26 protein-coding genes are annotated in these 24,400 nt (G+C 35.6%); 17 read left to right on the top strand and 9 right to left on the bottom strand.

The features are described 5' to 3' along the window. Nucleotides 1–41 precede the first annotated feature (41 nt). On the bottom strand, nt 42–896 hold the full coding sequence (gene prmC, locus JO950_RS02955; protein WP_202701056.1) for a peptide chain release factor N(5)-glutamine methyltransferase: 855 nt from the start codon (nt 894–896) through the stop codon (nt 42–44). Nucleotides 897–981: 85 nt separating this feature from the next. Then, nucleotides 982–1,467, bottom strand: coding sequence for a GNAT family N-acetyltransferase (locus JO950_RS02950; protein WP_202701053.1), 486 nt, complete (start codon nt 1,465–1,467; stop codon nt 982–984). Nucleotides 1,468–1,577: 110 nt separating this feature from the next. On the opposite strand from JO950_RS02950, the gene ribD reads away from it, so the two are divergent. The 3 genes from ribD to JO950_RS02935 all read left to right on the top strand — a co-directional run bounded on the left by ribD (nt 1,578) and on the right by JO950_RS02935 (nt 4,038). Then, nucleotides 1,578–2,627, top strand: a complete 1,050-nt coding sequence (gene ribD / locus JO950_RS02945; protein ID WP_202701158.1) for a bifunctional diaminohydroxyphosphoribosylaminopyrimidine deaminase/5-amino-6-(5-phosphoribosylamino)uracil reductase RibD — start codon at nt 1,578–1,580, stop codon at nt 2,625–2,627. Continuing rightward, complete coding sequence (locus JO950_RS02940) at nt 2,620–3,222, top strand: HAD family phosphatase (RefSeq protein WP_202701052.1); 603 nt, start codon at nt 2,620–2,622, stop codon at nt 3,220–3,222. Before ribD ends, JO950_RS02940 begins: the two co-directional genes overlap by 8 nt. A gap of 183 nt (nt 3,223–3,405) precedes the next feature. Beyond that, on the top strand, nt 3,406–4,038 hold the full coding sequence (locus JO950_RS02935; protein WP_202701051.1) for a YigZ family protein: 633 nt from the start codon (nt 3,406–3,408) through the stop codon (nt 4,036–4,038). A 31-nt stretch (nt 4,039–4,069) separates the two neighbouring features. Here JO950_RS02935 and JO950_RS02930 read toward each other — a convergent pair whose 3' ends face one another. Continuing rightward, the gene (locus JO950_RS02930; protein ID WP_070907522.1) at nt 4,070–4,474 is read right to left on the bottom strand and encodes a thioesterase family protein; all 405 of its coding nucleotides are present in this window, start codon (nt 4,472–4,474) and stop codon (nt 4,070–4,072) included. Nucleotides 4,475–4,661: 187 nt separating this feature from the next. On the opposite strand from JO950_RS02930, the gene dnaA reads away from it, so the two are divergent. From dnaA to JO950_RS02870, 12 genes are all read left to right on the top strand, one after another. Beyond that, entirely contained in the window at nt 4,662–6,089 is a 1,428-nt protein-coding gene (gene dnaA / locus JO950_RS02925; RefSeq protein ID WP_017498620.1) for a chromosomal replication initiator protein DnaA, read from the top strand. Between the two features lie 9 nt (nt 6,090–6,098). Further along, entirely contained in the window at nt 6,099–6,566 is a 468-nt protein-coding gene (locus tag JO950_RS02920; RefSeq protein WP_202701050.1) for a low molecular weight protein-tyrosine-phosphatase, read from the top strand. A gap of 34 nt (nt 6,567–6,600) precedes the next feature. Next, complete coding sequence (locus tag JO950_RS02915) at nt 6,601–7,314, top strand: SAM-dependent methyltransferase (protein ID WP_202701048.1); 714 nt, start codon at nt 6,601–6,603, stop codon at nt 7,312–7,314. A 20-nt stretch (nt 7,315–7,334) separates the two neighbouring features. Next, nucleotides 7,335–7,751, top strand: coding sequence for an energy transducer TonB (locus JO950_RS02910; protein ID WP_202701046.1), 417 nt, complete (start codon nt 7,335–7,337; stop codon nt 7,749–7,751). Nucleotides 7,752–7,801: 50 nt separating this feature from the next. Further along, nucleotides 7,802–8,929, top strand: a complete 1,128-nt coding sequence (locus JO950_RS02905) for a methionine aminotransferase (RefSeq protein ID WP_202701044.1) — start codon at nt 7,802–7,804, stop codon at nt 8,927–8,929. A gap of 77 nt (nt 8,930–9,006) precedes the next feature. Further along, nucleotides 9,007–9,888: an SDR family oxidoreductase gene (locus JO950_RS02900; RefSeq protein WP_202701043.1), complete on the top strand. Its 882-nt coding sequence runs from the start codon at nt 9,007–9,009 to the stop codon at nt 9,886–9,888. A 218-nt stretch (nt 9,889–10,106) separates the two neighbouring features. Beyond that, nucleotides 10,107–10,715 carry a uridine kinase gene (gene udk / locus JO950_RS02895; protein ID WP_017498626.1) on the top strand — a complete coding sequence of 203 codons (609 nt, stop codon included), beginning with the start codon at nt 10,107–10,109 and terminating at the stop codon, nt 10,713–10,715. Between the two features lie 132 nt (nt 10,716–10,847). Continuing rightward, nucleotides 10,848–11,180, top strand: coding sequence for a septum formation initiator family protein (locus tag JO950_RS02890; protein ID WP_202701042.1), 333 nt, complete (start codon nt 10,848–10,850; stop codon nt 11,178–11,180). 16 nt (nt 11,181–11,196) lie between these two features. Then, nucleotides 11,197–12,561 (top strand): methylmalonyl-CoA mutase subunit beta, encoded by a 1,365-nt coding sequence (locus JO950_RS02885; protein ID WP_202701040.1) that lies wholly within the window; start codon nt 11,197–11,199, stop codon nt 12,559–12,561. 44 nt (nt 12,562–12,605) lie between these two features. Continuing rightward, a complete protein-coding gene (locus JO950_RS02880) occupies nt 12,606–12,842 on the top strand; it encodes a hypothetical protein (protein WP_202701038.1) in 237 nt (78 codons plus the stop codon). A gap of 296 nt (nt 12,843–13,138) precedes the next feature. After that, entirely contained in the window at nt 13,139–15,277 is a 2,139-nt protein-coding gene (gene scpA / locus JO950_RS02875; RefSeq protein WP_202701036.1) for a methylmalonyl-CoA mutase, read from the top strand. A gap of 438 nt (nt 15,278–15,715) precedes the next feature. After that, on the top strand, nt 15,716–15,991 hold the full coding sequence (locus JO950_RS02870; protein WP_237732266.1) for a GIY-YIG nuclease family protein: 276 nt from the start codon (nt 15,716–15,718) through the stop codon (nt 15,989–15,991). Between the two features lie 347 nt (nt 15,992–16,338). Here JO950_RS02870 and JO950_RS02865 read toward each other — a convergent pair whose 3' ends face one another. The 5 genes from JO950_RS02865 to dapF all read right to left on the bottom strand — a co-directional run bounded on the left by JO950_RS02865 (nt 16,339) and on the right by dapF (nt 20,422). Then, nucleotides 16,339–16,986, bottom strand: a complete 648-nt coding sequence (locus JO950_RS02865) for a peptidoglycan-binding protein LysM (RefSeq protein ID WP_202701034.1) — start codon at nt 16,984–16,986, stop codon at nt 16,339–16,341. A 99-nt stretch (nt 16,987–17,085) separates the two neighbouring features. After that, nucleotides 17,086–18,006 carry a DUF2279 domain-containing protein gene (locus JO950_RS02860; protein ID WP_202701033.1) on the bottom strand — a complete coding sequence of 307 codons (921 nt, stop codon included), beginning with the start codon at nt 18,004–18,006 and terminating at the stop codon, nt 17,086–17,088. A gap of 2 nt (nt 18,007–18,008) precedes the next feature. Beyond that, nucleotides 18,009–19,049 carry an endolytic transglycosylase MltG gene (mltG, locus tag JO950_RS02855; RefSeq protein WP_202701031.1) on the bottom strand — a complete coding sequence of 347 codons (1,041 nt, stop codon included), beginning with the start codon at nt 19,047–19,049 and terminating at the stop codon, nt 18,009–18,011. A 10-nt stretch (nt 19,050–19,059) separates the two neighbouring features. Beyond that, nucleotides 19,060–19,593 carry a GNAT family N-acetyltransferase gene (locus JO950_RS02850; protein WP_202701029.1) on the bottom strand — a complete coding sequence of 178 codons (534 nt, stop codon included), beginning with the start codon at nt 19,591–19,593 and terminating at the stop codon, nt 19,060–19,062. Between the two features lie 46 nt (nt 19,594–19,639). Continuing rightward, nucleotides 19,640–20,422 (bottom strand): diaminopimelate epimerase, encoded by a 783-nt coding sequence (dapF, locus tag JO950_RS02845; RefSeq protein WP_202701027.1) that lies wholly within the window; start codon nt 20,420–20,422, stop codon nt 19,640–19,642. Nucleotides 20,423–20,562: 140 nt separating this feature from the next. Here dapF and JO950_RS02840 point away from each other — a divergent pair, with 140 nt between their 5' ends. Next, nucleotides 20,563–21,963 (top strand): trypsin-like peptidase domain-containing protein, encoded by a 1,401-nt coding sequence (locus tag JO950_RS02840; protein WP_070907534.1) that lies wholly within the window; start codon nt 20,563–20,565, stop codon nt 21,961–21,963. Nucleotides 21,964–22,267: 304 nt separating this feature from the next. Further along, nucleotides 22,268–23,716 (top strand): glyceraldehyde-3-phosphate dehydrogenase, encoded by a 1,449-nt coding sequence (locus JO950_RS02835; RefSeq protein WP_202701024.1) that lies wholly within the window; start codon nt 22,268–22,270, stop codon nt 23,714–23,716. Nucleotides 23,717–23,834: 118 nt separating this feature from the next. Here JO950_RS02835 and JO950_RS02830 read toward each other — a convergent pair whose 3' ends face one another. Then, on the bottom strand, nt 23,835–24,293 hold the full coding sequence (locus tag JO950_RS02830; protein WP_017498637.1) for an Lrp/AsnC family transcriptional regulator: 459 nt from the start codon (nt 24,291–24,293) through the stop codon (nt 23,835–23,837). Between the last annotated feature and the right edge of the window lie 107 nt (nt 24,294–24,400).

Raw genomic sequence — 24,400 nt, 5'->3', positions numbered from 1 at the left:
ACTGAAAACTGAGACTGTAAACCGAGACTGCGACAGCAAACTCAAACAGTTCCCTTAATCATACGATCATTATCGTAAATATCTTTTTTCAGTTCAATATTTTTGAAATTCATCTTTTCTAATAAATCAATCATCTCTTTCCCCAGATACTGATTGATTTCGAAATACAATTGTCCGTTTTGTAAAAGATTTTCCCTGGCCAGTTCGGCAATTTTTTTGTAAAAAATCAAAGCATCGTTATCGTCTACAAAAAGAGCAAGATGCGGCTCATAGTCCAATACATTCTTTTTAATCTCTTCTTTTTCTAAATTCCGCACATAAGGCGGATTTGAAACAATGACATCAAAATTGTACTTCAATTCTTCTGTCTCTAAAATATCCTGAAGCATAAAAGTAACTTCAACTTTATTCCGGACTGCATTTCTTTTAGCTGTTGCTATTGCTTTTTTAGAAACGTCAATGGCATACACTTCTGCATCAGGAAGGTTTTTTGCCAAAGAAATTGCAATGCAGCCACTGCCGGTTCCAATATCAAGAATCTTGATTTTTTTTGATTTAGTCCCTCCTGAATTATCATTTATAATCCATTCTACCAGTTCTTCTGTTTCGGGGCGGGGAATCAGAACATTTTCATTGACTTCGAAATCTAAACCGTAAAAATGAGTTTTACCTAATAAATACTGAATTGGAATTTCTTTTTTTAATTGCAGCACTAAAAAATCCCAAATCAGAAAATCACCTTCTGAAAAAGCCAATTCATGATTCAATGCCAAATCAATTTGTCGCAATTGATGCTTATCTTCAAGAATTAAATAAAAAAAACTCTCCGCTTCATACGCGTCGTAAAAAGGCGATAAATCTTTAATGAACTGAGTCCGATATTGTTTGATTTTCATTTTGGGTATTTGAGCATTATTTTTCAGTCAAGGGCAACTGTATTACAAGATAAGTATTGTAACGCAAATTTACTACACTATTTTCTTATAATTTTTTCAACATCCAAACGGGGCAGGAACCGTGACCTGTATTACCCATAGGAGCTTCTAAATATTCAAAACCTGATTTTACATATAATTTTTGCGCGGCATGCATGAAAGGCATTGTCTCTATATAACATTTTTCAAAACCAAAAATTTTCGCCTGCTCCAGACACTTCTCCATCATCTCACTTCCAATTCCCAAGCCCCTGCTTTTTGGCAAGAAGTACATTTTCTGCAACTCACAAATCTCCGGAGAACCATTTTCTAAAGGGGCAACGCCACAGCAGCCTATAATTTCACCTTCCTTTTCAACCACATAATAAACTGATTTCGGCTTATTGTATTCTTCAAACATTAAATCTAAATACGGATCTTCATAAGCAGTCCCTACTTTAGGGATTTCCATTTCATCAAAAACGGATCGTATTAAATATGCAACTGCCTGATTGTCTTCTTTCTTAATAGTTCTAATAGTCCAATTTTCCATATTTTATCACTCCTTGTAATGTCATTACAAAAGTAAAAATACTTTTTCGATAGTTGCTTAACTACCCCAAAACTATCGGGACTAATCTCAAAATTAACTACTTTTGTATGGTGAATATACATGAAAAATACATACAACGCTGCATAGAACTGGCTCAAAACGGTTTTGGGACTACTTATCCGAACCCAATGGTTGGAAGCGTAATTGTTTACGACAATCAGATCATCGGAGAAGGTTGGCATAAAAAAGCGGGAGAACCACACGCAGAGGTGAATGCCGTACGTTCTGTAAAAGTCAAATCGCTGTTAAGCAAAGCGACGATATACGTTAGTTTAGAACCTTGCAGCCATTTTGGGAAGACCCCCCCATGCTGTGACTTAATTATAGAGCATAAGATCCCACATGTGGTTGTTGGAACTGTTGACCCCAATGAAAAAGTAGCAGGAAACGGTATTAAAAAACTAATCGCAGCCGGAGCAAATGTTACGGTTGGAGTTTTAGAAAAAGAATGCTACGAACTTAACAAACGTTTTTTTACTTTTCACCAAAAGCAGAGACCGTATATACTATTAAAATGGGCAGAAAGTCAGGATGGCTTTCTATCTCCTGAAAAACAAAAAAATACAGAGAGAAAACCAATTTGGATTACCAATTCCTATTCCAGACAATTGGTTCACAAATGGAGAAGTGAAGAACAGGCAATTTTAGCGGGAACTCAAACCATTATAGATGACAACCCGAAATTAAATACGAGAGATTGGTCAGGAAACCATCCGGTGAGGGTTATTTTAGATCAAAATAACCGCATTTCGAAAGACAGTTTTGTTTTTGACGATAGCGTAAAAACCATCGTATTTACAAAATCCGAAACCAGCCTTTCAACAGAAAACACTACCTTTACAGTAATCGATTTTGATCATAGCATTGTACCTCAGATCGTAGCTACTTTGTATCAAAATCAGATTCAGTCTGTTCTTATCGAAGGAGGCGCTCAGACTTTACAATCCTTTATAGACCAGAATATTTGGGACGAAGCCCGCATTTTCATCGGAAAAACCTCTTTCAAAAACGGAACTAAAGCACCACTTATTCCAAAAGAAAATGGGACAAAAACCAATATTCTTGACGACGAATTATTAAACATTAGAAATCATGATTGATACTATAATTTTTGACTTTGGAGATATTTTCATCAATCTGGACAAACAGGCAACTATTTCAGGATTACAGAAATTAGGACTAAAAGAATGGAATGCAGAATTAGATCAATTGAATCTTTTGTTTGAAACCGGAGACATTTCACCTGAGGATTTTTTGGCAGGCTTTAAAAAACAACTTCCAAACGCCACTACCGAACAAATTCTGGAAGCATGGAACGCCATTTTAGCAGACTTCCCTCTATACCGACTGGAATTTTTACAACTGCTGTCTCAAAAATACCGCTTGTTTCTATTGAGTAATACCGACTCTATACACATTGAAACTTTCGAGAACAAAACCGGCATTTCATTTTACAGTGATTTTTATCAATGCTTTGAAAAAGTTTATTTTTCATTTGAAATTGGCATGCGAAAACCAAATGCTGAAGTTTTTCAATATCTCATCAACAAACACGAACTATCCCCAAAAAGAACTTTGTTTGTAGACGATAAAAAAGAAAATACAGATTCGGCAGCAGCACTAGGATTTCATGTCTGGAATTTACAAGTTGGACAGGAAGATGTTGTTGACTTATTTGATAAAAAAATATTATAACTATTAAGAATATTTTTCGTCACAGATTTTTTTTCAAGCAGATTTAAAAAAACTCGAGCAGATTCAATTTTAATTATAATCTGCGAGCATCAGCTTAAATCTTTTTAAATCTGCGTGAAAATTTTGTGCTAATTCGCGCAATTCGTGGCTAAAAAACATTAACTATAATTTAGAAATTTACTTTTGGAATTTAACGATACGTACCAGACCATTTCTTTTGAATCTGAAGAAGTGCTTTTAAAAGAAAAAAGCAGCAAGTTCTTCGGCTATGCCTATCCAATCGAAAGTGAAGACGAGGTAAAACCTATTATTGAGAACTTAAAAAAGCAGCATCCACATGCTGTACACTATTGTTATGCTTACCAATTAGGAACCGCTCCCAAAATCTCCTACCGCGCCAATGACGACGGAGAACCCAGTAATACTGCAGGCGCACCAATTTACGGACAGATACAATCTTTTGGAGTAACTAACGTTTTAGTAGTAGTGGTTCGGATTTACGGAGGAATTAAATTAGGCGTTGGCGGCCTGATCACTGCCTACAAAACAACGGCACAAATGGCACTGGAAGCCTGCGAGATTATAGAAAAGACAATAGACGTTCACTTTTTAATCTCCTTTGATTACAAAAATATGAATCGGGTAATGCGGGTTATAAAAGAAAAAAAACTGGAAATTACGGCTCAGGAAATGGAGATTAATGAAGACTCGGGACTCCCTATTGGCAAAATAACAACCAAAACACGCAAAAAAAATGCCGAAACAATATTCGACATTTTTGATTTAATGTTTGAAATCGATATTAAAATTATATAATTTGACATTAAAAGGGGACACATTATAACAATTATACCAGCGTTTTAAATAATTCTAAAATATAATCTGGAGGCGCTGTAGGACGACCCGTTTTTAACGAAATAAATACCAAAATAAACACAGCAGTTGTTAATAACTCATCTGCTTCATTATAGATTGCGCAATCAAATTCAATCTTAACAGATGATTGACTTTTGAAAGCTGTATGAATAGTAAGAAGCTCATCGTAACGTGCCGATTTTTTATAATTTATCTGCATCGAAACAATTGGCAATCCAATACCGCTTTCTTCCATGCTTTTATATGAAATCCCTTTATTTCTAAGCCATTCCACGCGTCCAATCTCAAAATAGGGCACATAATTTCCGTGATAAACAACGCCCATTTGATCGGTTTCAGAGTAACGGACACGCACTTGCGTTTGATGATTTTTCATTATTTTCAGATTAAAAAAAATTAAGTTTAAAAAGTTTACTTACAACTTTTTTTTATAAAATTAGAGTTCAAAATATTTTTTTTTACAGAAATTTGTTCACATATTTGTTATCCCGAAATACGGAATAAAACTGCTCCTTTTTTATTAGGAGAATCTTTATCAATAATAAGAAAATTTATTTGAATCTATGACTAAAACTGCTCAATCGGTATGGGAAAACTGTTTGTCTTTTATAAAGGACAATATTCAAGATCAAGCATACAAAACTTGGTTTGAGCCAATCAAGTCAGTTGAACTAACCGATAACGCGTTATACATTCAAGTACCAAGTAAATTTTTCTACGAATGGCTCGAAGAGCATTACGTAAAATTATTGAAAGTTGCACTTACCAAAGAACTGGGAAAAAACGCAAAGTTACTCTATAAAATTAAAATGGAGAACACTTATGGAAATAAACAGCCGTTTACCGAGCAGCTGCCAAGTTCCAACAGAGTTCCAATGAAACCTCAAGAGGTTGATGCTCCGTTTAAAAACCTAAATCCTGAACTTAAGAATCCGTTTGTAATTCCGGGAATCCGAAATTTAAAAATTGAATCTCAGTTAAATCCAAATTACAGTTTTGATAATTTCCTTGAAGGAGATTCAAACCGTTTAGCCCGTTCTGCAGGTATGGCAGTTGCCAACAAACCTGGAGGAACCTCCTTTAATCCGTTATTGATCTTTGGAGGAGTAGGATTAGGAAAAACACACTTGGCACATGCTATAGGTGTAGAAGTGAAAGACAAATACCCTGAAAAAACGGTTTTATACATTTCTGCCGAAATTTTCACGCAGCAATATATTGATTCTGTTAAAAAGAACAATCGTAATGATTTTATTCATTTTTATCAGTTAATCGATGTTTTAATTATTGACGACGTTCAGTTTTTATCCGGAAAATCAGGAACTCAGGATGTATTCTTCCATATTTTCAATTATTTACATCAAAACGGAAAACAGGTAATCCTTACTTCTGACAAGGCACCTGTTGACATGCAGGATATCGAGCAGCGTTTATTATCCCGTTTCAAATGGGGTCTTTCTGCCGAGCTGCACCAACCGGATTACGAGACTCGTATTTCTATCTTAAAAAACATACTATATCGTGATGGTGTTGAAATGCCGGAAGATATTATTGAATATGTGGCACGTAACATCAAGAGTAACGTTAGAGAATTAGAGGGAGCTATTATTTCCTTAATTGCTCAGTCTTCGTTCAATAAAAAAGAAGTTACTATTGAGTTAGCCAAAAGTGTTGTAGAGAAATTTGTTAAAAATGTAAAGAGAGAAATCTCTATCGATTATATTCAAAAAATTGTGTCTGATTATTTCCAGTTGGATGTTGAAACACTTCAATCTAAAACCCGAAAGAGGCACGTGGTACAGGCGAGACAATTGGCCATGTTTTTTGCAAAGAAATTTACAAAAGCTTCTTTGGCAAACATTGGCTCACAAATTGGAGATCGCGACCACGCTACCGTATTACACGCTTGCAAAACAGTTGACAATTTAGTTTCTACAGACAAACAATTCAAAAAATTTGTCGAAGACATCAACAAAAAACTAACGCTATAAACGCGCATCATGCCAGTAAAAATTTTAATGGTTTGTTTGGGAAACATTTGCAGATCCCCTTTAGCTGAAGGTATTTTAGCTTCAAAATTACCCAAAAATAATTTCATCGTTGACTCAGCCGGAACCGGATCCTGGCATGTAGGACACTCCCCTGATAAACGATCTATAGCAGTAGCCAAAAAAAACGGCCTGGACATTGGAAACCAAAAAGGAAGACAATTCAAACCTGCTGACTTCAATACTTTTGATTACATCTATGTGATGGATTCTTCTAATTATGACGATGTTATAAAACTGGCTCAGACTGAAGAACATAAAAACAAAGTCCGTCTGATTTTAGACGAATTATTTCCCGATGAAAACGTAGATGTTCCGGATCCTTACTTTGGTGTTACCAACGGATTTGAAAATGTATATCAAATGTTAGACGAAGTAACCGACATCATCTCGAAGAAACTTATCGAAAAACATTTATAAGTTCTTCTTTTCCTAACAAAATAAAAAGACATCTATGAAACTCCTGGGAAAACTATACTTAATTCCAACAACAATGGGCGAAAGCGACCCTATGGATGTTTTACCTCAAACTGTCAAAAGAAGTATCGATTTTATAGATCATTATATCGTTGAAAACGAAAAAACGGCCCGTAAATCCATAAAAGCAGTCTCGCCGGAAAAAAAACAATCCGAACTGATTCTTTTTACCCTTAATAAACGCACAGAAACAAGCGAACATTTAGACTTCATCAAACCTTTACTAGAAGGAAAAAACATTGGTTTAATGAGTGAAGCCGGTTGTCCCGGTGTTGCTGATCCCGGTGCCGTAATTGTAAAACTGGCACATGAAAAAGGAATTCAGGTGGTACCTTTAGTGGGACCATCTTCTATTTTATTGGCCATGATGGCATCCGGAATGAACGGACAAAGTTTCACTTTCAATGGCTATTTACCTATTGATAAAGACGAAAAAAAATCAGCAATTCGTCATTTCGAAAGATTATCACAAGACAAAAACCAATCACAGCTTTTTATTGAAACTCCGTATAGAAACAACAAATTAATCGAAGATCTTTTACAGATTTTAAATCCGTCAACGCATCTTTGTATTGCAACAGATATTACTTTACCAACAGAATTTATTAAAACAATGCGGGTTTCTGATTGGAAAAAGCTAAAAGTAGATATTGACAAACGCCCTACAATTTTTATTATTCATAAAATGTAAACCATTAAACCGTATTCATAATGAAAAAGTTTCTTCTTCTACTTCTGATCTGCTTTGTTCAAATTACATTTTCGCAAACCAATAAAGAATCTGAAAAAACAACAGCAAGTTCAATTTCGAATGACGATACTATTTATGATCTCAATGGAATAGAGGTAAAACCCGAATACCCTGGCGGTGTCACTGAATTCACTTCCTTCCTTAACAGAAATTTTATAAAACCCGTTGAAAAACCAACTCTAAAAGGAAAAGTCTACTTCACTTTTATCATCGAAAAAGACGGTTCTGTTAGCGATATAAAGATCATAAGAGATCTTGGCTTTAAAACTGGAGATGAAGCAATACGTGTTTTAAAGTCTGCTGCAAAATGGAAGCCCGGTAAACATAAAGAAAAAGAAGTAAGAACCTTGAATACAGGCGCGATAACCATAAGCTAGACAAGATTCCCCTATATCACTCACAAGTTTCCCCCTAATCAAACTTTATCATGAGTAAACTTCCCAATGTAACGACAAGTATTTTTACGGTCATGTCTAAAATGGCATCGGAATACAACGCCATAAATCTTTCGCAAGGATTCCCGAATTTCCCTGTTGATGAAAGATTGACCGATATCATTGCGAGATTAGCAAAAGAAAACGTGCATCAATATACTCCAATGGCAGGATTTCCCCCATTGATGGAACAAATAGCACAATTGGTTCAAAAATCCTATGGCCGAACCATTCGACCGGAAACCGAAATCCTGGTAACAGCGGGAGCCACTCAGGGAATTTTCACTACAATTTTGGCTTTGGTTAAAACCGGTGATGAAGTCATCATCCTGGATCCGAGCTATGATTCGTATGAATCTCCTGTTTTATTGTGCAACGCAAAACCTGTTCGTGTCGCTTTAAACGATGATTATACCCCAAACTGGGAAACAATAGAAAAAGCCTGTTCTTCAAAAACGAAGATGATTATCATCAACAATCCGCACAATCCAACAGGTAAAATTTTGACTCAGGATGATTTTTCTCACTTAGAGAGATTATTATCCAAACATCCTAATCTCCTTGTTCTGTCTGATGAAGTTTACGAATACATTACTTTTGAAGAAAAACACATTTCGGCACATACCAAAGATTTTCTTTTAAACCGTTGTATCATGGTTTCTTCTTTTGGAAAATCATTCCATATTACGGGATGGAAAATTGGCTACAGCGTTGCTCCGGAACATTTAATGAAGGAAATTAAAAAAGTACATCAGTTTCTGGTTTTTAGTGTGAACAGCATTTCACAAGCTGCCATCAGTCAATATCTGAAGATTGTTGATGTCAATTTACTTGGAAAGTTCTATCAGGAAAAAAGAGATTACTTCCAGAAACTGCTTCAAAATAGCCGGTTCGAATTAAAACCTTGCGAAGGAACTTATTTTCAGGTGGCTTCTTATGCTACTATTTCAACCGATGACGATGTTACTTTCTGTAAAAAATTAATCACAGAACATGGTGTCGCCGCAATTCCGATTTCTACTTTCTATTCCGACCACAAAGATCAAAAGCTCATCCGCTTTTGCTTTGCTAAAGACAATTTTACACTGGAAGCAGCCGCAAAAAAATTAGGTGATATTTAAAGTTTATTAAAATTTTATAACATTATTATGCGTGCATCCTATTTATTTAATTAATATTGTAATAAAAAGAAATACATATGAGCTATACAGATAAAATGTTAAGAGATGACGCTTTAAAAGGCAAAGTCATTGTTGTTACAGGTGGAGGAAGCGGTTTAGGAAAAGCCATGACCAAATACTTTTTAGAATTAGGGGCTCAGGTAGCCATTACTTCAAGAGATTTAGAAAAGCTTAAAAACACCGCCACTGAACTTGAAACGGAAACCGGAGGAAAATGTTTACCGCTTCAATGTGATGTTCGTCATTACGAAGAAGTGGAAAACATGCTTCAGGAAGTTTTAAAAACTTTTGGAAAAGTAGATGTTCTTTTGAACAATGCAGCCGGAAATTTCATCTCACCAACAGAACGTTTATCTGCGAATGCTTTTGATACCGTTATTGATATTGTATTAAAAGGTACAAAAAACTGTACACTTGCATTTGGAAAACACTGGATTGACACCAAACAAACCTCTGCTACGATTTTAAATATTGTTACAACTTATGCCTGGACAGGTTCGGCCTATGTAGTACCAAGTGCAACCGCAAAAGCGGGAGTACTGGCAATGACACGCAGTTTGGCCGTTGAATGGGCAAAATACGGAATTCGTTCTAACGCGATTGCTCCGGGACCATTCCCTACAAAAGGAGCCTGGGACCGATTATTACCGGGAGATCTTGCCGAAAAATTCGATATGGCTAAAAAAGTACCATTGAAACGTGTAGGCGATCATCAGGAATTGGCCAATCTGGCAGCTTATTTAGTTTCAGATTTTTCAGCTTATGTAAATGGAGACGTTATTACAATTGATGGCGGAGAGTGGTTAAAAGGTGCCGGACAATTTAATTTACTGGAAGCAATCCCGGAAGAACTTTGGGATCAGCTTGAAATGATGATTAAAGCAAAAAAGAATAAATAATTACAAGTGCTTACTAAATTCAGAATATTTTATTAAAACTATACTGATTGCACCAAATCCCGATGGCATTGCTATCGGGATTTTTTTTGCATAGTTCTCGTAATCCTTTCAAAACCTAAGTTAAACTTATCCGCATAAATTCAATTTTAAAGTTCGGATTCCATTAGGAATCCACTTAAATTATTATTTTTGCTGAACAAATATATAACACAAATTTTATGCTCATTATTGGACTTGCAGGAGGAACAGGAAGTGGAAAAACGACAGTAGTACACCAAATCATGAATGAATTACCAGACACAGAAGTGGGTGTAATCTCTCAGGATTCGTATTATAAAGAGACTAACAATTTGTCATTTGACGAAAGAGCATTAATCAATTTCGACCACCCGCGTGCGATCGATTTTGAATTACTGGTAAAACACCTTAAAGCATTAAAAGCAGGTGAAACGATAGACCAGCCTGTATATTCTTTCATACAGCACAACAGAACCGATGATACAGTTTCAACTCACCCAAGAAAAGTAATGATTGTTGAGGGAATTTTAATTCTGACCAATCCGGAGTTACGTGATCTTTTTGACATCAAAATTTTTGTTCATGCCGATTCAGACGAAAGATTAATCCGTCGTTTAAAAAGAGACATTTCAGAACGCGGACGTGATATTGACGAGGTTTTAACACGTTATCAAAACACCTTAAAGCCAATGCACGAACAGTTTATAGAACCTTCTAAGGCTTTCGCCGACATTATAATTCCAAACGACAAATACAATACCGTGGCCATAGATGTAGTCCGGGCTGTAATTAATCAGCGAATTTTATAATTTTTATTGTAAATTTAATGCATCAAACTTAGAAGATCCATTTCACCTTTTGTGCCTGACAATGGCACAAAAGGAGTATCACTTCTATCACAACCAAAACATCAATCGAAATTATAAAACGCAATCGGTTAAATGAAAATAAAAAACCCATATAGAGACAAAAAATGGTTTAAACTCCTGGGCAACAAATACGTTTGGGTGTTGCTCTTTTTTGTAATATGGATGTTATTCTTAGATAATTATTCTTATTTTGATCATCGTTTTCTGGACAACCAGATTCATGAATTACAAGACAATAAAAAATACTATCAGGACGAAATAAAAAAAGATCAGGAACAGATCAAACAGCTCAAAAATCCTGAACAAATTGAAAAATATGCCCGCGAAAAGTACTTTATGAAAAAAGACAGCGAAGATATTTACATCATACATTTTGAAGGAGATACCATTCAAGATAAAGAATAACCCGAAAAAATACACAATGGCCACTACCCTGTTCGACGATTTTAGTCCGATTTCATCCAAACAATGGAAACAAAAAATTCAGTTTGAATTAGATGGAGCCGATTACAACCAAACTGTAATTTGGAATTCTCCTGAAGACATTCAGGTAAAACCATTTTACCACACAGATGAATTTACAAAGGCCGCAACGGTAAAAACTCAGGTATCCAACTTTAAAATTTGCCAGAACATTTTTGTTTATGACATTGACAAATCAATTCAGAGAGCCATCAATACAATTGAAAGAGGCGCTGAAAGCCTGCGTTTCACAATTGAAGACAAAACCATTGATGTTCAAAAATTACTAGAGACACTTCCTTTAGAAAATAGAATTGTTTACTTTAATCTGAATTTCATTTCAATCGATTTCGTAAAGCTATTGGACGAGATTTCAATTCAGAAGAAGGCCACTTTTTACTGCAATATTGACCCTATTGGACAATTGGCAAGAGAAGGAAACTGGTTTTCTACAGCAGATAAAAATAATTTTGAAGGTCTGGAAAAAATTTCAAAAGCAACAACCAATATTTCATTTTTAAGTATCGACTCGGGTTTGTATCAAAATGCAGGCGCTACTATCACGCAGCAAATTGCTTATAGTTTGGCTCATGCCAATGAATATTTGAACCGCTTTCCGAATACTTTAAAACCAATTGTTTTTGAAGTTTCAGTAGGAACAAATTATTTCTTCGAAATTGCGAAACTTCGTGCCTTGCGCATGCTTTTCAAATTAATCGCTGCTGAATATAACCCTGACTTAGAATGTCATTTAGTAGTAACTCCTACCAAACGAAATAAAACGATTTACGATTACAATGTTAACATGTTGCGCACAACCACAGAATGCATGTCGGCTATTTTAGGCGGTGCAGATGCTGTAGCCAACCTGCCTTACGATTCTTTGTATCATAAAGACAATGAATTTGGCGATCGTATTGCCCGCAATCAATTACTGGTTTTAAAACACGAAAGTTACTTTGACAAGGTTGATAATCCGGCAGACGGAAGTTATTACATTGAAAGTCTGACGATGCAGCTGGCCGAAAAAAGTTTAACGTTGTTTAAAGACATTGAAGCAAACGGAGGATTCTTAAAACTTTTAAATGACGGAACGATCAAGAAGAAAATTCAGGAAAGTGCTGCAAAAGAACAGGAATTATTCGATTCAAAAAAGGAAATTCTGTTAGGTACCAACAAACATCCGAACAAAGAAGACAAAATGAAACATGATTTAGAATTGTTTCCTTTCGTAAAAATAAAACCGAGAAAAACATTAATTACTCCAATAATAGAAAAAAGATTAGCCGAAAAACTGGAGCAGGAGCGATTGGAGCTTGAATGAAATTAATTTCAAATAACTATATTTGAGTATAAATCAAAATAATTATGGAAGCGATCAGACAAATACTATCCGTTAAAAATCATTCTGTAACTGTAATTCTGCCGGAGGATTTTGTAGCAAATGAAGTTGAAGTAATTATTTTACCGGTACAGCATGATGACTATAAAATTCCACAATGGCAAATTGATCAGGTTAGAGAAAGAACCGAAAACTATTTAAAAAACCCTGATAATGTCTCTGACATTGATGATTTTTTAAAAGAAATCGAAAATGATCGATAAAATAGTCATTATTGAAGAGGCAAAGGCAGATTATAAAAACTTCTTGCCTTTATTATAAAAATATACATCCAAAATTAGGTAACAGATTTAATGATTCTTTTAAAAAAAGTATCTCAATCCTCAAAAGTAACACATTATCTTTTCAGATTAGATATGACAATATTCGAATCCTATTTTTAAAAACGTTTCCATACGCGATACATTATTCTATTTATAAAAACAGCATCGTAATTAAATCTATTTTTCACACATCGAGAGATAGTGAATTAAACTTATTCTAAATAACATTTTTACAATTGAGAAAAGACCTTACACATATTAAGTTAGATGTTAACCGTGAAAAGTTAGACGAACTGACACATAACTCAGAACCCGGAACTCACAACTTCACCACGGCCGAAGGAATTGAGCTCAAAAAGAGATATTCTGAAAAGGATCTTGAAGATTTAGAATTTCTTGATTTTGGAGCCGGGTTTGCACCCAACTTGCGCGGGCCTTACGCTACCATGTATGTAAGACGTCCGTGGACGATTCGTCAATATGCAGGATTTTCGACCGCTGAAGAGAGTAATGCTTTTTACAGAAGAAATTTGGCTGCCGGACAAAAAGGTCTTTCGATTGCCTTCGATTTACCTACCCATCGTGGTTACGATTCCGATCATGAAAGAGTAGTTGGTGATGTTGGAAAAGCCGGAGTAGCCATCGATTCTGTCGAAGACATGAAAATACTATTCGATCAGATTCCGCTTGATGAAATGTCTGTTTCAATGACTATGAACGGAGCCGTTTTACCTATTATGGCTTTTTATATCGTTGCGGCGGAAGAACAGGGCGTAGCTATTGGCAAATTATCCGGAACCATTCAAAACGATATTCTGAAAGAATTCATGGTGCGTAACACCTATATCTACCCTCCGACTCCTTCGATGAAAATCATTGCTGATATTTTCGAATTTACGAGTCAAAAAATGCCTAAATTCAACTCTATTTCAATTTCAGGATACCACATGCAGGAAGCAGGTGCCACTGCCGATATCGAATTGGCCTACACTTTAGCCGACGGTCTGGAATACATTAGAACCGGTCTTTCCACCGGAATGAGTATTGATGACTTTGCTCCCCGATTGTCTTTCTTTTGGGCTATCGGAATGAATCATTTTATGGAAATTGCCAAAATGAGAGCAGGTCGAATGATCTGGGCAAAACTGGTGCAGCAATTCAATCCTAAAAGCGACAAATCTTTAGCCCTGAGGACACACTGTCAGACTAGTGGATGGAGTTTAACCGAACAGGATCCGTTTAATAATGTCGCCAGAACCTGTATCGAAGCCACAGCAGCTGCTTTTGGAGGAACACAGTCCTTGCACACAAACGCATTAGATGAAGCTATTGCTTTACCTACTGACTTCTCGGCAAGAATTGCCCGTAATACTCAAATCTTTTTACAAGAAGAAACTAAAATTACCAAAACCGTTGATCCCTGGGGAGGAAGTTATTATGTGGAAAGCTTAACCGACGAAATTCTTAAAAGCACCTGGAAACTTATCGAAGAAGTGGAAGAATTAGGCGGGATGACAAAAGCTATTGAAGCGGGAATTCCGAAATTAAGAATTGAAGAAGCTGCAGCAAGAAAACAGGCCAGAATAGACAGCGGACAAGATATAATTGTTGGTGTAAATCAATTCCGATTAGAAAAAGAAGATCCACTACACATTCTGGATGTTGACAACCAAATGGTTCGCAAGCAACAAGTGGATCAACTTCAAAAAATTAAAGAAACCAGAGATACTGAAAAAGTAAATCAATCACTCGAAAAATTAATTCATTGTGCAAAGAGCGGAGAAGGCAACTTACTCGCAATCGCAATTGAAGCAGCCCGAAACAGAGCGACTTTAGGAGAGATTAGCGATGCCCTCGAAAGTGTATTCGGCAGATTCAAAGCACAAATTAAATCCTTTAGCGGTGTGTATAGTGCAGCAATAAAAAATGACGAGAATTTCGAAAAGGCAAAACAATTAGCAGATGCCTTTGCCAAACAAGAAGGAAGACGTCCCAGAATTATGATTGCTAAAATGGGACAAGACGGACACGACCGAGGTGCAAAAGTAGTTGCAACAGGCTATGCCGATGTAGGTTTCGACGTAGACATAGGTCCGCTATTCCAGACGCCGGCTGAAGCTGCCAAACAAGCGGTTGAAAATGACGTTCACATCTTAGGGGTTTCATCACTTGCTGCCGGACATAAAACTTTAGTCCCTCAGGTGATTGAAGAACTTAAAAAACACGGCCGCGAAGATATTATGGTCATTGTAGGAGGAGTAATTCCTGCTCAGGATTACCAATTCCTTTTTGATGCCGGAGCAGTAGCTGTCTTTGGTCCAGGAACAAAAATTAGTGAAGCGGCCATTAAAATCTTAGAAATTTTAATTGATTAGAAGATAAATTCATTACGAGAGAGGCAATTGCCTCTCTTTTTTTATTCTGTATTTTTCTCAACAAAAAAACTTTCAATCTTTGCCAGGCTCCTATTCTCACACCCCAATTGTCATTTCGACGAAGGAGAAATCACAACAGTAATTCTACAAAGAAGCTCGATAAAGAAACTCTGCAAAGAAACTGCCAATCTTTATCGAGCTATGTTTGTGATTTCTCCTTCGTCGAAATGACACACAAGCCATTCTATGAAGAAACTTTACAAAGAAAACCCACGAAGAAATCACCAATCTTTGTCGAGCTTCTTATGTGATTTCTCCTTCGTCGAAATGACACAGCGTAAAAAAACTTCTAAAATAAACAACAAAACAAAGTATATTCGTACAAAATAATATATTATGTTCAATCCTCAATCTGCCTTTCATACCTATTAAGTCTATATTATAACCAACCAACATCGTTCGACTTTTTACATTGGTGTTACTAACAATTTAAAACTAAGATTACATCAGCACAAACAAAATATAGAAAACGGTACAAAAACATTTGCATCAAAATATAATATTCAATTTTTAGTATACTACGAAAAATTCACTTGGATTCACGAGGCTATTACACGAGAAAAAGAGTTGAAAAAATGGAATAGAGATAAAAAACTAGCATTAATCAAAGAACAAAATCCAGTATTTGAGTTTCTTAATCATTATTTTTTATAGTAAACGTAAATTTTACAATAGGATCTCTAGCATGCTATAAAGAAAATCACCATCCATTTTAAGACTCATTGTGTCATTTCGACGAAGGACACTCGAGAGATAGCGAACAGGCGAAGCAAATCACACAAGCCATTCTACAAAGAAACTCCTCAAAGAAACTCCACAAAGAAATTCCACGAAGAAACTGCCAATCTTTATCGAGCTATGTTTGTGATTTCTCCTTCGTCGAAATGACACACAAGGGGCAATTCACATCTTAAAATCTCAATAACCTTTACTAATTAAAAACAGCCATAAAAAAAAACCTGCTTTTTACAGCAGGTTTTCTTTATAAAGTTTACACTTTATTAATGGTGTATTGTAGCATTACTATCTGCTTCAATAAAAGATAAATCATAACCTCCAAAGGCTTTAAGGTAACTTTTTAAAGAAGTTCCGTAGGCATCTCTAAAGTGTTGGCCTCCTTTGTTCTTAAAAAAGTTTTTAACTGAACCTGCACCACCAAGATGAGCGGCAGCTAAAATACCAGACTCTGTAATTTCAATTCCGTTAATAATTTTCCCTTCATACTTTTCGATCTCATTGCGTAAAATCCATTTGTTTTTAGACAATAACACCAGAAATGCTTTTTCCTGTAAGGCAGGGTCTTTTAAAAAGGCTTTGTTGTTTTGAACACCAATAGCTCTCAGTGCCTGAGTCCCAAATTGATATTTCCCCATATAACCTAACGAATTTACCAAACGATATTTCCCTTGAGATTCTTTAAAAGCTACAGCTTCTTTGAATCCAATAAGGCGTTTTCCGGTAAATGGGGTGTTTAATTTGTGTAAGATAGGATAATCATCCTCTTCCTGTGATGGAAATACGTATTCAGATCCATCTGTTTTTTCTATTAGAAACCAAGGTTTGGTTTCCAGATTAAAGGGTTTAAAACCCAAAGTCAAAAATGTAATAATAACGATCAAACTCGCATAAAAATACCACTTCTTTATCATAAATTGTTTTTCTTCAAAACGCTGTCACCTTTTTGAAATTTCTACGGTGCAAAGGTAATAAAAAACAAATTATACTGATAATCAACAAGTTAATGTTTTCTAAAAATAGAAGGCATGCGCTTTAAGCCCTTTATTGGCGGAGTATTCGAGAGTTGGCGCCGGAATTTTTATCGTGTTAAAAATCGAAAAAATAGTCTTTAAAAAATGTGATTTTGTTTCAATTTTCGTCAAATTTACGTCAAAACTAAGATAAATCTGACGAAATCTTTTTGGGTTTTGCGTGAAATCACGATTATCATTTTGTAAATTTCCGGTTAACATTCCGTCAGCTCCATATCCAAAAGCTACATTTAACCACTTTGGAATTTTACTCTCTTTCGCGAAAGAATGAAGATTTACAGAAAGCCAATAGGTTTGCCCATTATAATCTTTCAAAAGCTGTTCATTTAACGAACTTCCCAATACTTTAGGTCTTAAATTCGCATATTGCGTAGTATGAAAAGAGAATTTTGGAACAATACGCTGTTCTTTCCAAAGTAATTCCTGAGAAACGTATAAAGCAGTACCGGTAGCATTAGCAATAACATCTCCTGAAGAAGCCCCCCATTCTGATGAAAATCCATCCAATACTTCAACAGCCGTCAGAAAGGCAAAGCCAAAACCTGCACCGTAAATTAATTGTTTTTTTTGATCAGCACCACTCCATTTCATCATTTCAGCACCCAACCTTCCTAAATGATAGGCCGAATACATATGCCCCACCTTATCCATCTGAAGCCATTCGTTATTATCATTTATAAAGTGGAAATTAGAACGAGGATAATCAGCATACCAAAGCTGATTCAAACCCAGTAAAGTTACCGAAGCCAGAGTAGCTTCGGTAATTATGACTGTATTTTGTCTTTTTTTATTTAAAGTATCCGCAGGTGTTAAAAAACTTTCAACCCTGCTTTGAGCGTTTACAGAAAAAACACTCCAAAACCCTAAAACCGATAAAAAAAATATGCTTTTAAAATTCAAAACTATCTTGTTACGCCCTGACTAGCAATCCAGTCTGAATATTTTTTTGCATTTACATTGTGTTCTGCCAAAGTAGCAGCGAATTCATGGTATCCGAAACGTTCCACGCTCGCACAAAAATAAATATAATCGTTTTTCTCCGGGTTTAAAACAGCATCAAGGGCTGTAATATCAGGCATTGCAATTGGTCCTGGGGGAAGGCCGATATTCACGTAAGTATTGTAAGGCGATTTCATAATCAAGTCGTTGTAAAAAACTCTTTTAATTACCTGATCGAAATTATTGTCTCTAAGTTTTAAAGCGTAAATTACCGTTGGATCAGCCTGTAATGGCATTTCTAAACGTAGACGGTTCAAATAAACACCTGCAATACGAGGTCTTTCATCTTTCTTTACGGATTCTTTATGAACGATGGAAGCTAAAATAGTAACCTGAACCGGAGTTAATCCTTGCTTTTTTGCCTTTTCGATTCTCTCAGCAGTCCAAAAATTGTGATATTCTTTGATCATTTTATCACGAAACTTCTCTGCTGAAGTATTCCAATAGATTTCATAAGTATTCGGAATAAACATAGCGAAGACATTGTCTTCGTTGAAACCGTTTGCTGCCAAAAATTCCGGATCTTTAAAAGCTTTTATTAAAGATAAACTGTCGGCTTCGATCTCAGAGCCTACTCTTCCTGCAAAATTTTCCAATCTCTCCTGATTATTAAAAGCTAATTTTACCGGAACATTAGAACGCATAGCGCGAACCAAATCCATATTGTTCATGTCTTTTTTAAGCAAAAAACGACCTGATTTTACATTTTCAGGATAACTTCTTTTGTCAGCCACCATTTCAAAATCTTCAAAATTCTTGATATAGGGCTCCAATATTTTCTTCACATCGGTATAATTTGCTCCAGTTGGAACATACACGTACAATTCTTTATCCTCGAATTTGGTATTGGCACTGAAGATTTTACTAATTAAAATAAATCCGTAAACCATTAAAACTGAAATTACGGCAACAGCAGTTAACGTGATGATTTTTTTTATGCTCAAAGTCTTAAATTTAAATTTGTTTGTTAATTAACTGAAACATTGCTTCGTCCTGATAGTGGTTGTGGAGCAAAATCCAATCTTTCTTAATTCCTATTTTCTCAAAGCCAAATTTAGTAAAAAGAGCTACACTTGGTGCATTTCCCACAGCAATATTTGCATATAATTGATGCAAGTTTAAATGGTGAAATGCATACTTAATTAAAAGCCCTAATGCCTCAGATCCAACTTTTTGATTTCTGTTTTCGTCTTTTTGAATGACAATGCCAATGCCTGCTCTGTTATTTTTTGGATCAAATTCGAACAAATCAATCAATCCAATCGCCGGAAAGTCCTGATCCTGACAGATCGCTAAACGCAATTGCTTGGCCTCATAAATATCCTGCTGTGCATTTTCGAGATACTGGCGGATCAAAAACCTGCTATAGGGCGTTTGGGTGTTACTGACTTCCCAAATGCTCTCATCATTCTCCATGGCATACACAAACTCCAGATCATTGGGTTCTAATGCACGCAGATAAATCGAGTCCCCTTTGAGTGTTATCATTTGATTGTAGATTGTAGATTGCTGATTTTGGATCGTTTTAGACTAATTAAATTTCGATCGTTCCTTTGAAAACAAATTTGGCTGGTCCGGTTAAAAAAACATTGGTAAAATGTTCGTCTGACTTATCAAAAGAAACCACCAATTTTCCGCCTTCAACATTCAGATCAATTGACGTTTTATCTGTCAAACCAATAGCATTCATTGCAATTGCCACTGCCGTTGCTCCGGTTCCGCAAGCCAAAGTTTCATCTTCAACACCTCTTTCATAAGTACGCAATGAAAAAGTACTATCGTCTACTTTTTTTACAAAATTAACGTTACTCCCTTTTTCACCATATAATTCGCCATAACGAATTGCTGCACCATTTTCTTTCACATTATAATGTTCTAAATCCTCTACAAGCTGTACATGATGTGGTGAGCCTGTATTTAAAAAAGTATAAGAATCGTATTTTTTTACTTCATCCACATCAATCATCTGCAAGGAAATAATAGCATCCTCTCCGACCGAAGCATGATGTAATCCATCAGTTGCAATAAAGGTAGTTTTGTCGTCAATAACCCCCAACTGATTGGCAAAAGCTACCAGACAACGACCGCCATTTCCGCACATCGAACTTTGGTTTCCGTCTGAATTATAATAGACCATTCTGAAGTCCGTTTCAGTATCATTTTCGAGTAAGATAAGTCCGTCGGCGCCTATCCCGAAACGTCTGTCGCACAGTCGTTCAATCAATTTAATATTCTCTTTTGGAAAGAACTCAGAACGGTTGTCAATCATAACAAAATCGTTCCCGGTGCCCTGATATTTATAAAATTCTATTTGCATTTTTTTTACATTAACTGACACAAAAGTACGAACAAATAATTAATGAAATGTTAATCATTGTTAAAGAGCGTTAAACCATTTTCTCAGATAATTTTTTGAAGTATTTTTACGTTAAAATAACCAATAATATAAACTGTAATATGAAAAGATTTTCAACCTTATTTTTAGTTTCACTGCTTAGCGGTGCAACTACCCTTGGTGCTTACAAATTATTATTTGAAAGCAGCAATTCTTTTTTTGGAAGAGGAAATTCTGTTGTTACTCTTGCCCCGAACTCATTTGGAAAAAACGTCGCACTATCTGCTGAAACGGTTGATTTTACAGCAGCTGCAGACAAAACCATTCACACTGTTGTTCACGTAAAAAATGTCTCGCGAAGAACCGTCAGCAATCCTATGATGGAATTTTTCTACGGTTATGGAGGTCAACAACAGCAGGAACAGGTTGGAACCGGATCCGGAGTTATTATTTCGGAAGACGGCTACATTGTAACCAACAATCACGTAATTAAAGATGCTACGGAAATCGAAATTACTTTAAACAATAAAAAATCATACAAAGCTAAATTAATAGGTACCGATTCTAAAATGGACATCGCTTTACTGAAAATTAATGCTGATGAAAAATTGCCTTATACTGCTTTTGCCAATTCTGATTCTGTAAAAATCGGAGAGTGGGTTTTGGCAGTAGGAAATCCGTATAATTTAACGTCTACGGTTACTGCTGGAATTGTTTCGGCAAAAGCCCGAAATCTAGATACTAACGGAATTCAGTCATTCATTCAGACAGATGCGGCTGTAAACCCCGGAAATAGTGGTGGTGCATTAGTAAACACCAGAGGTGAGTTGATTGGTATCAATACTATGATCTCCTCTATGACCGGTTCCTATGTTGGATATTCGTTTGCCGTTCCTTCTAATATTGCCCGAAAAATAATCGAAGACATTATGGAATTCGGAAATGTACAAAGAGGTATTTTGGGTGTTGAAGGCGGTGAGTTAAACAGTACCGCTTCTAAAGAATTAGGAATTACAGAAACACAAGGCTTCTACATTAGCAAAGTTTCTAAAAATTCCGGAGCCGAAAAAGCAGGATTGGGTAAAGGTGATATCATCATCAAACTTGACGACCAGAACATTGCCACTTATGCAGATCTGTCCGGTTATATAAACACCAAACGTCCAAATGATGTTGTAAAAGTGACCTACATTAAAGATGGAAAAACAAAAACAGTTCCGGTAACTTTAAGTAAAAATGAATTTTTTAGTACTGAATTTAAAGGAATCGAGCTGGAAAACATCGATGCCTCAGATAAAAAGAAATTCAAAATTGATTATGGTGTAAAAATCAGAAGCATCACTAACGAAAACTTAATGCAGTATCAAAATGAACTTCAAGGCAATATTATCTTAAGTATTGATAATGTAAAAGCAACCAACATTGAAACTGTTTCTAAACTTTTAAACAATAAAAATGACGGACAAAGTGTTCGTCTTGAAATGATCAGTAAATCGGGAGAAATTCTCAGAATTATTATTTAGATCCCTCTTTACAGTCTCAGTTTTCAGTCTCAGTTCTCAGTTTTTTACAGTTGAAAACTGAGACCGAAAACTGAAAACTCCTAAAAAAAGTCATCTTAGAAATAAGATGACTTTTTTGTTTTTCTTCGCAAATAAACTCCCATTTTCATTATCATTAGCTCTATTTTTAACCCATTAGGAAAAATTATTTTTTATATAAATTTCAAAAATAAATCATAAAACAGTTTACGAAATCGATTGAAATGGGTACTTTTGCGCAAAATTTAAAAATAGTCGTCTATTTATTTTTTCAATTTAATCAATTATGAGCAAAAAATCTTTGTACCAAAAAGAGGTATCATTACAAGTCGACCGAAGAAGAGCTGGTGTCGAATTAATTAAAATCATAAGCGATTTATGGTATGACAAATCCATTGAAATGGTTCTTTTCAAAAACCAATTACTGGATCAAAATGTCAGCGATATTATCAATTTGCATCAATATGCAGGTGAATTTGTAGGCAAGCCGATCACCATTTTTGATTCAGTGGAAATCGCGAGAGTTATTTTATCTTTAGATCTTCCACCTGCAAAATTAGATCTGGGAAAACTAACTTACGAATATCGTTTAGAAGATGAAAAATATCCTGATGCGCGATATTTTGTAATCGATAAATTGAAAGAAGCAAAATCTTCAGAAGAAATTCAGCCAAAAGATGTTGTTTTATATGGTTTTGGAAGAATTGGCCGTTTATTAGCGAGAGAATTAATGTCTAAAACCGGTAAAGGAAATCAATTGCGACTGAGAGCGATTGTTACCAGAGACAAAAATGACGCTTCGACATTAGAGAAAAGAGCTTCTCTTTTAAGATACGATTCAATACATGGAGATTTTCAGGGGTCTGTTACTGCCGATCCAAAGAACAATGCATTAATCATCAACGGAACCACTGTTCATATCATTACAGCAAATTCACCGGAAGAAATTGATTATACTTTATACGGAATCAATGAGGCCTTAGTTATTGACAATACCGGAGCTTTTACAACAGAAGAAGCTTTAAAAAGACACTTAACTTCTAAAGGAGCCAGTAAAGTTTTATTGACTGCACCTGGAAAAGGAGTTCCAAATATCGTTCATGGAGTAAACCATAACGAGTACAATCCTGACGAAATTGATATTTTCTCAGCTGCATCCTGCACGACAAATGCTATCACACCAGTATTAAAAGCTGTTGAAGATACTTTAGGAGTAGTAAAAGGACACTTAGAAACCATCCATGCCTATACAAACGACCAGAATTTGGTTGATAATATGCATAAAAAATACCGTCGTGGAAGAGCAGCAGCTTTAAACATGGTCATTACCGAAACTGGTGCAGGAAGTGCCGTTGCAAAAGCATTGCCATCATTAGAAGGGAAATTAACCTCTAATGCCATCAGAGTTCCAGTTCCAAACGGTTCATTGGTCGTTTTAAACTTAGAAGTTAAAAAAGCAACTTCGATCCCGGCTATCAACAAGATCATGAAGAAATACGCTTTGGAAGGTGAATTGGTGGAGCAAATCAAATATTCACTGAACAACGAATTGGTTTCATCTGACATTGTAGGAACTTCAGCTCCTTCAATCTATGACAGTAACGCTACAATTGTTTCTAAAGATGGTAAAAACATTGTATTATACATTTGGTACGATAACGAATACGGCTATAGCCACCAGGTAATTCGTCTGGCGAAATACATTGCCAAAGTAAGACGTTTTACTTACTACTAGGATACACCAAAACCATTCATACAGCAAAAGCCATCAAGTTTTCTTGATGGCTTTTGTATTTTAGTTGTAGTCACTTCAATTCTACTCGATTAAAATGAATCCATAGCACTTTTGTAAACTATATGGGCAAAACTGTCGTACTCTTTACCTCTGAAATTACAAAAACAGTATTGATCAAAGAAACTTCAGGAAGAACTGCTAATTTTTTTTGATGAAAGTGATGAAAGCTTTCCATATCGGGAATGACAACTTTCAACATATAATCAAAATTTCCGGAAACATAATTACACTCCACCACTTCCGGCAAATTCAGAATCGACTGATTGAATCCTTCCGAAGTATCATAAGTCTGCTTCGTGAGGGTCACCTGACAATACACCGTTAAATTATTACCGAGTTTTTTCTTATTTAAAATAGAAACATACTTCTCTATAACACCCTCTTTTTCAAGACGTTTCACCCTATCATGAACCGGTGTCAGAGACAGGTTTATCTTGTTCGCAATGTCTTTTAAAGTATAATGCGCATTTTCCTGTAAAAGTCGTAAGATTTTCTTGTCAATTTCATCTAAAGCCATAACGAAAACGTTTTCATTGATTCATAAAATTTAGTCATTTTTTCTTTTTAGAGGCAATTTACTTTCCAGAAACAGTATATTTTTCTGTAAAAGTATAAAATAAAATA

It is taken from the genome of Flavobacterium sp. UGB4466 (assembly GCF_903469665.1).
GTDB classification, from domain to species: domain Bacteria; phylum Bacteroidota; class Bacteroidia; order Flavobacteriales; family Flavobacteriaceae; genus Flavobacterium; species Flavobacterium lipolyticum.
This window is presented reverse-complemented; position numbering and strand designations above follow the sequence as displayed.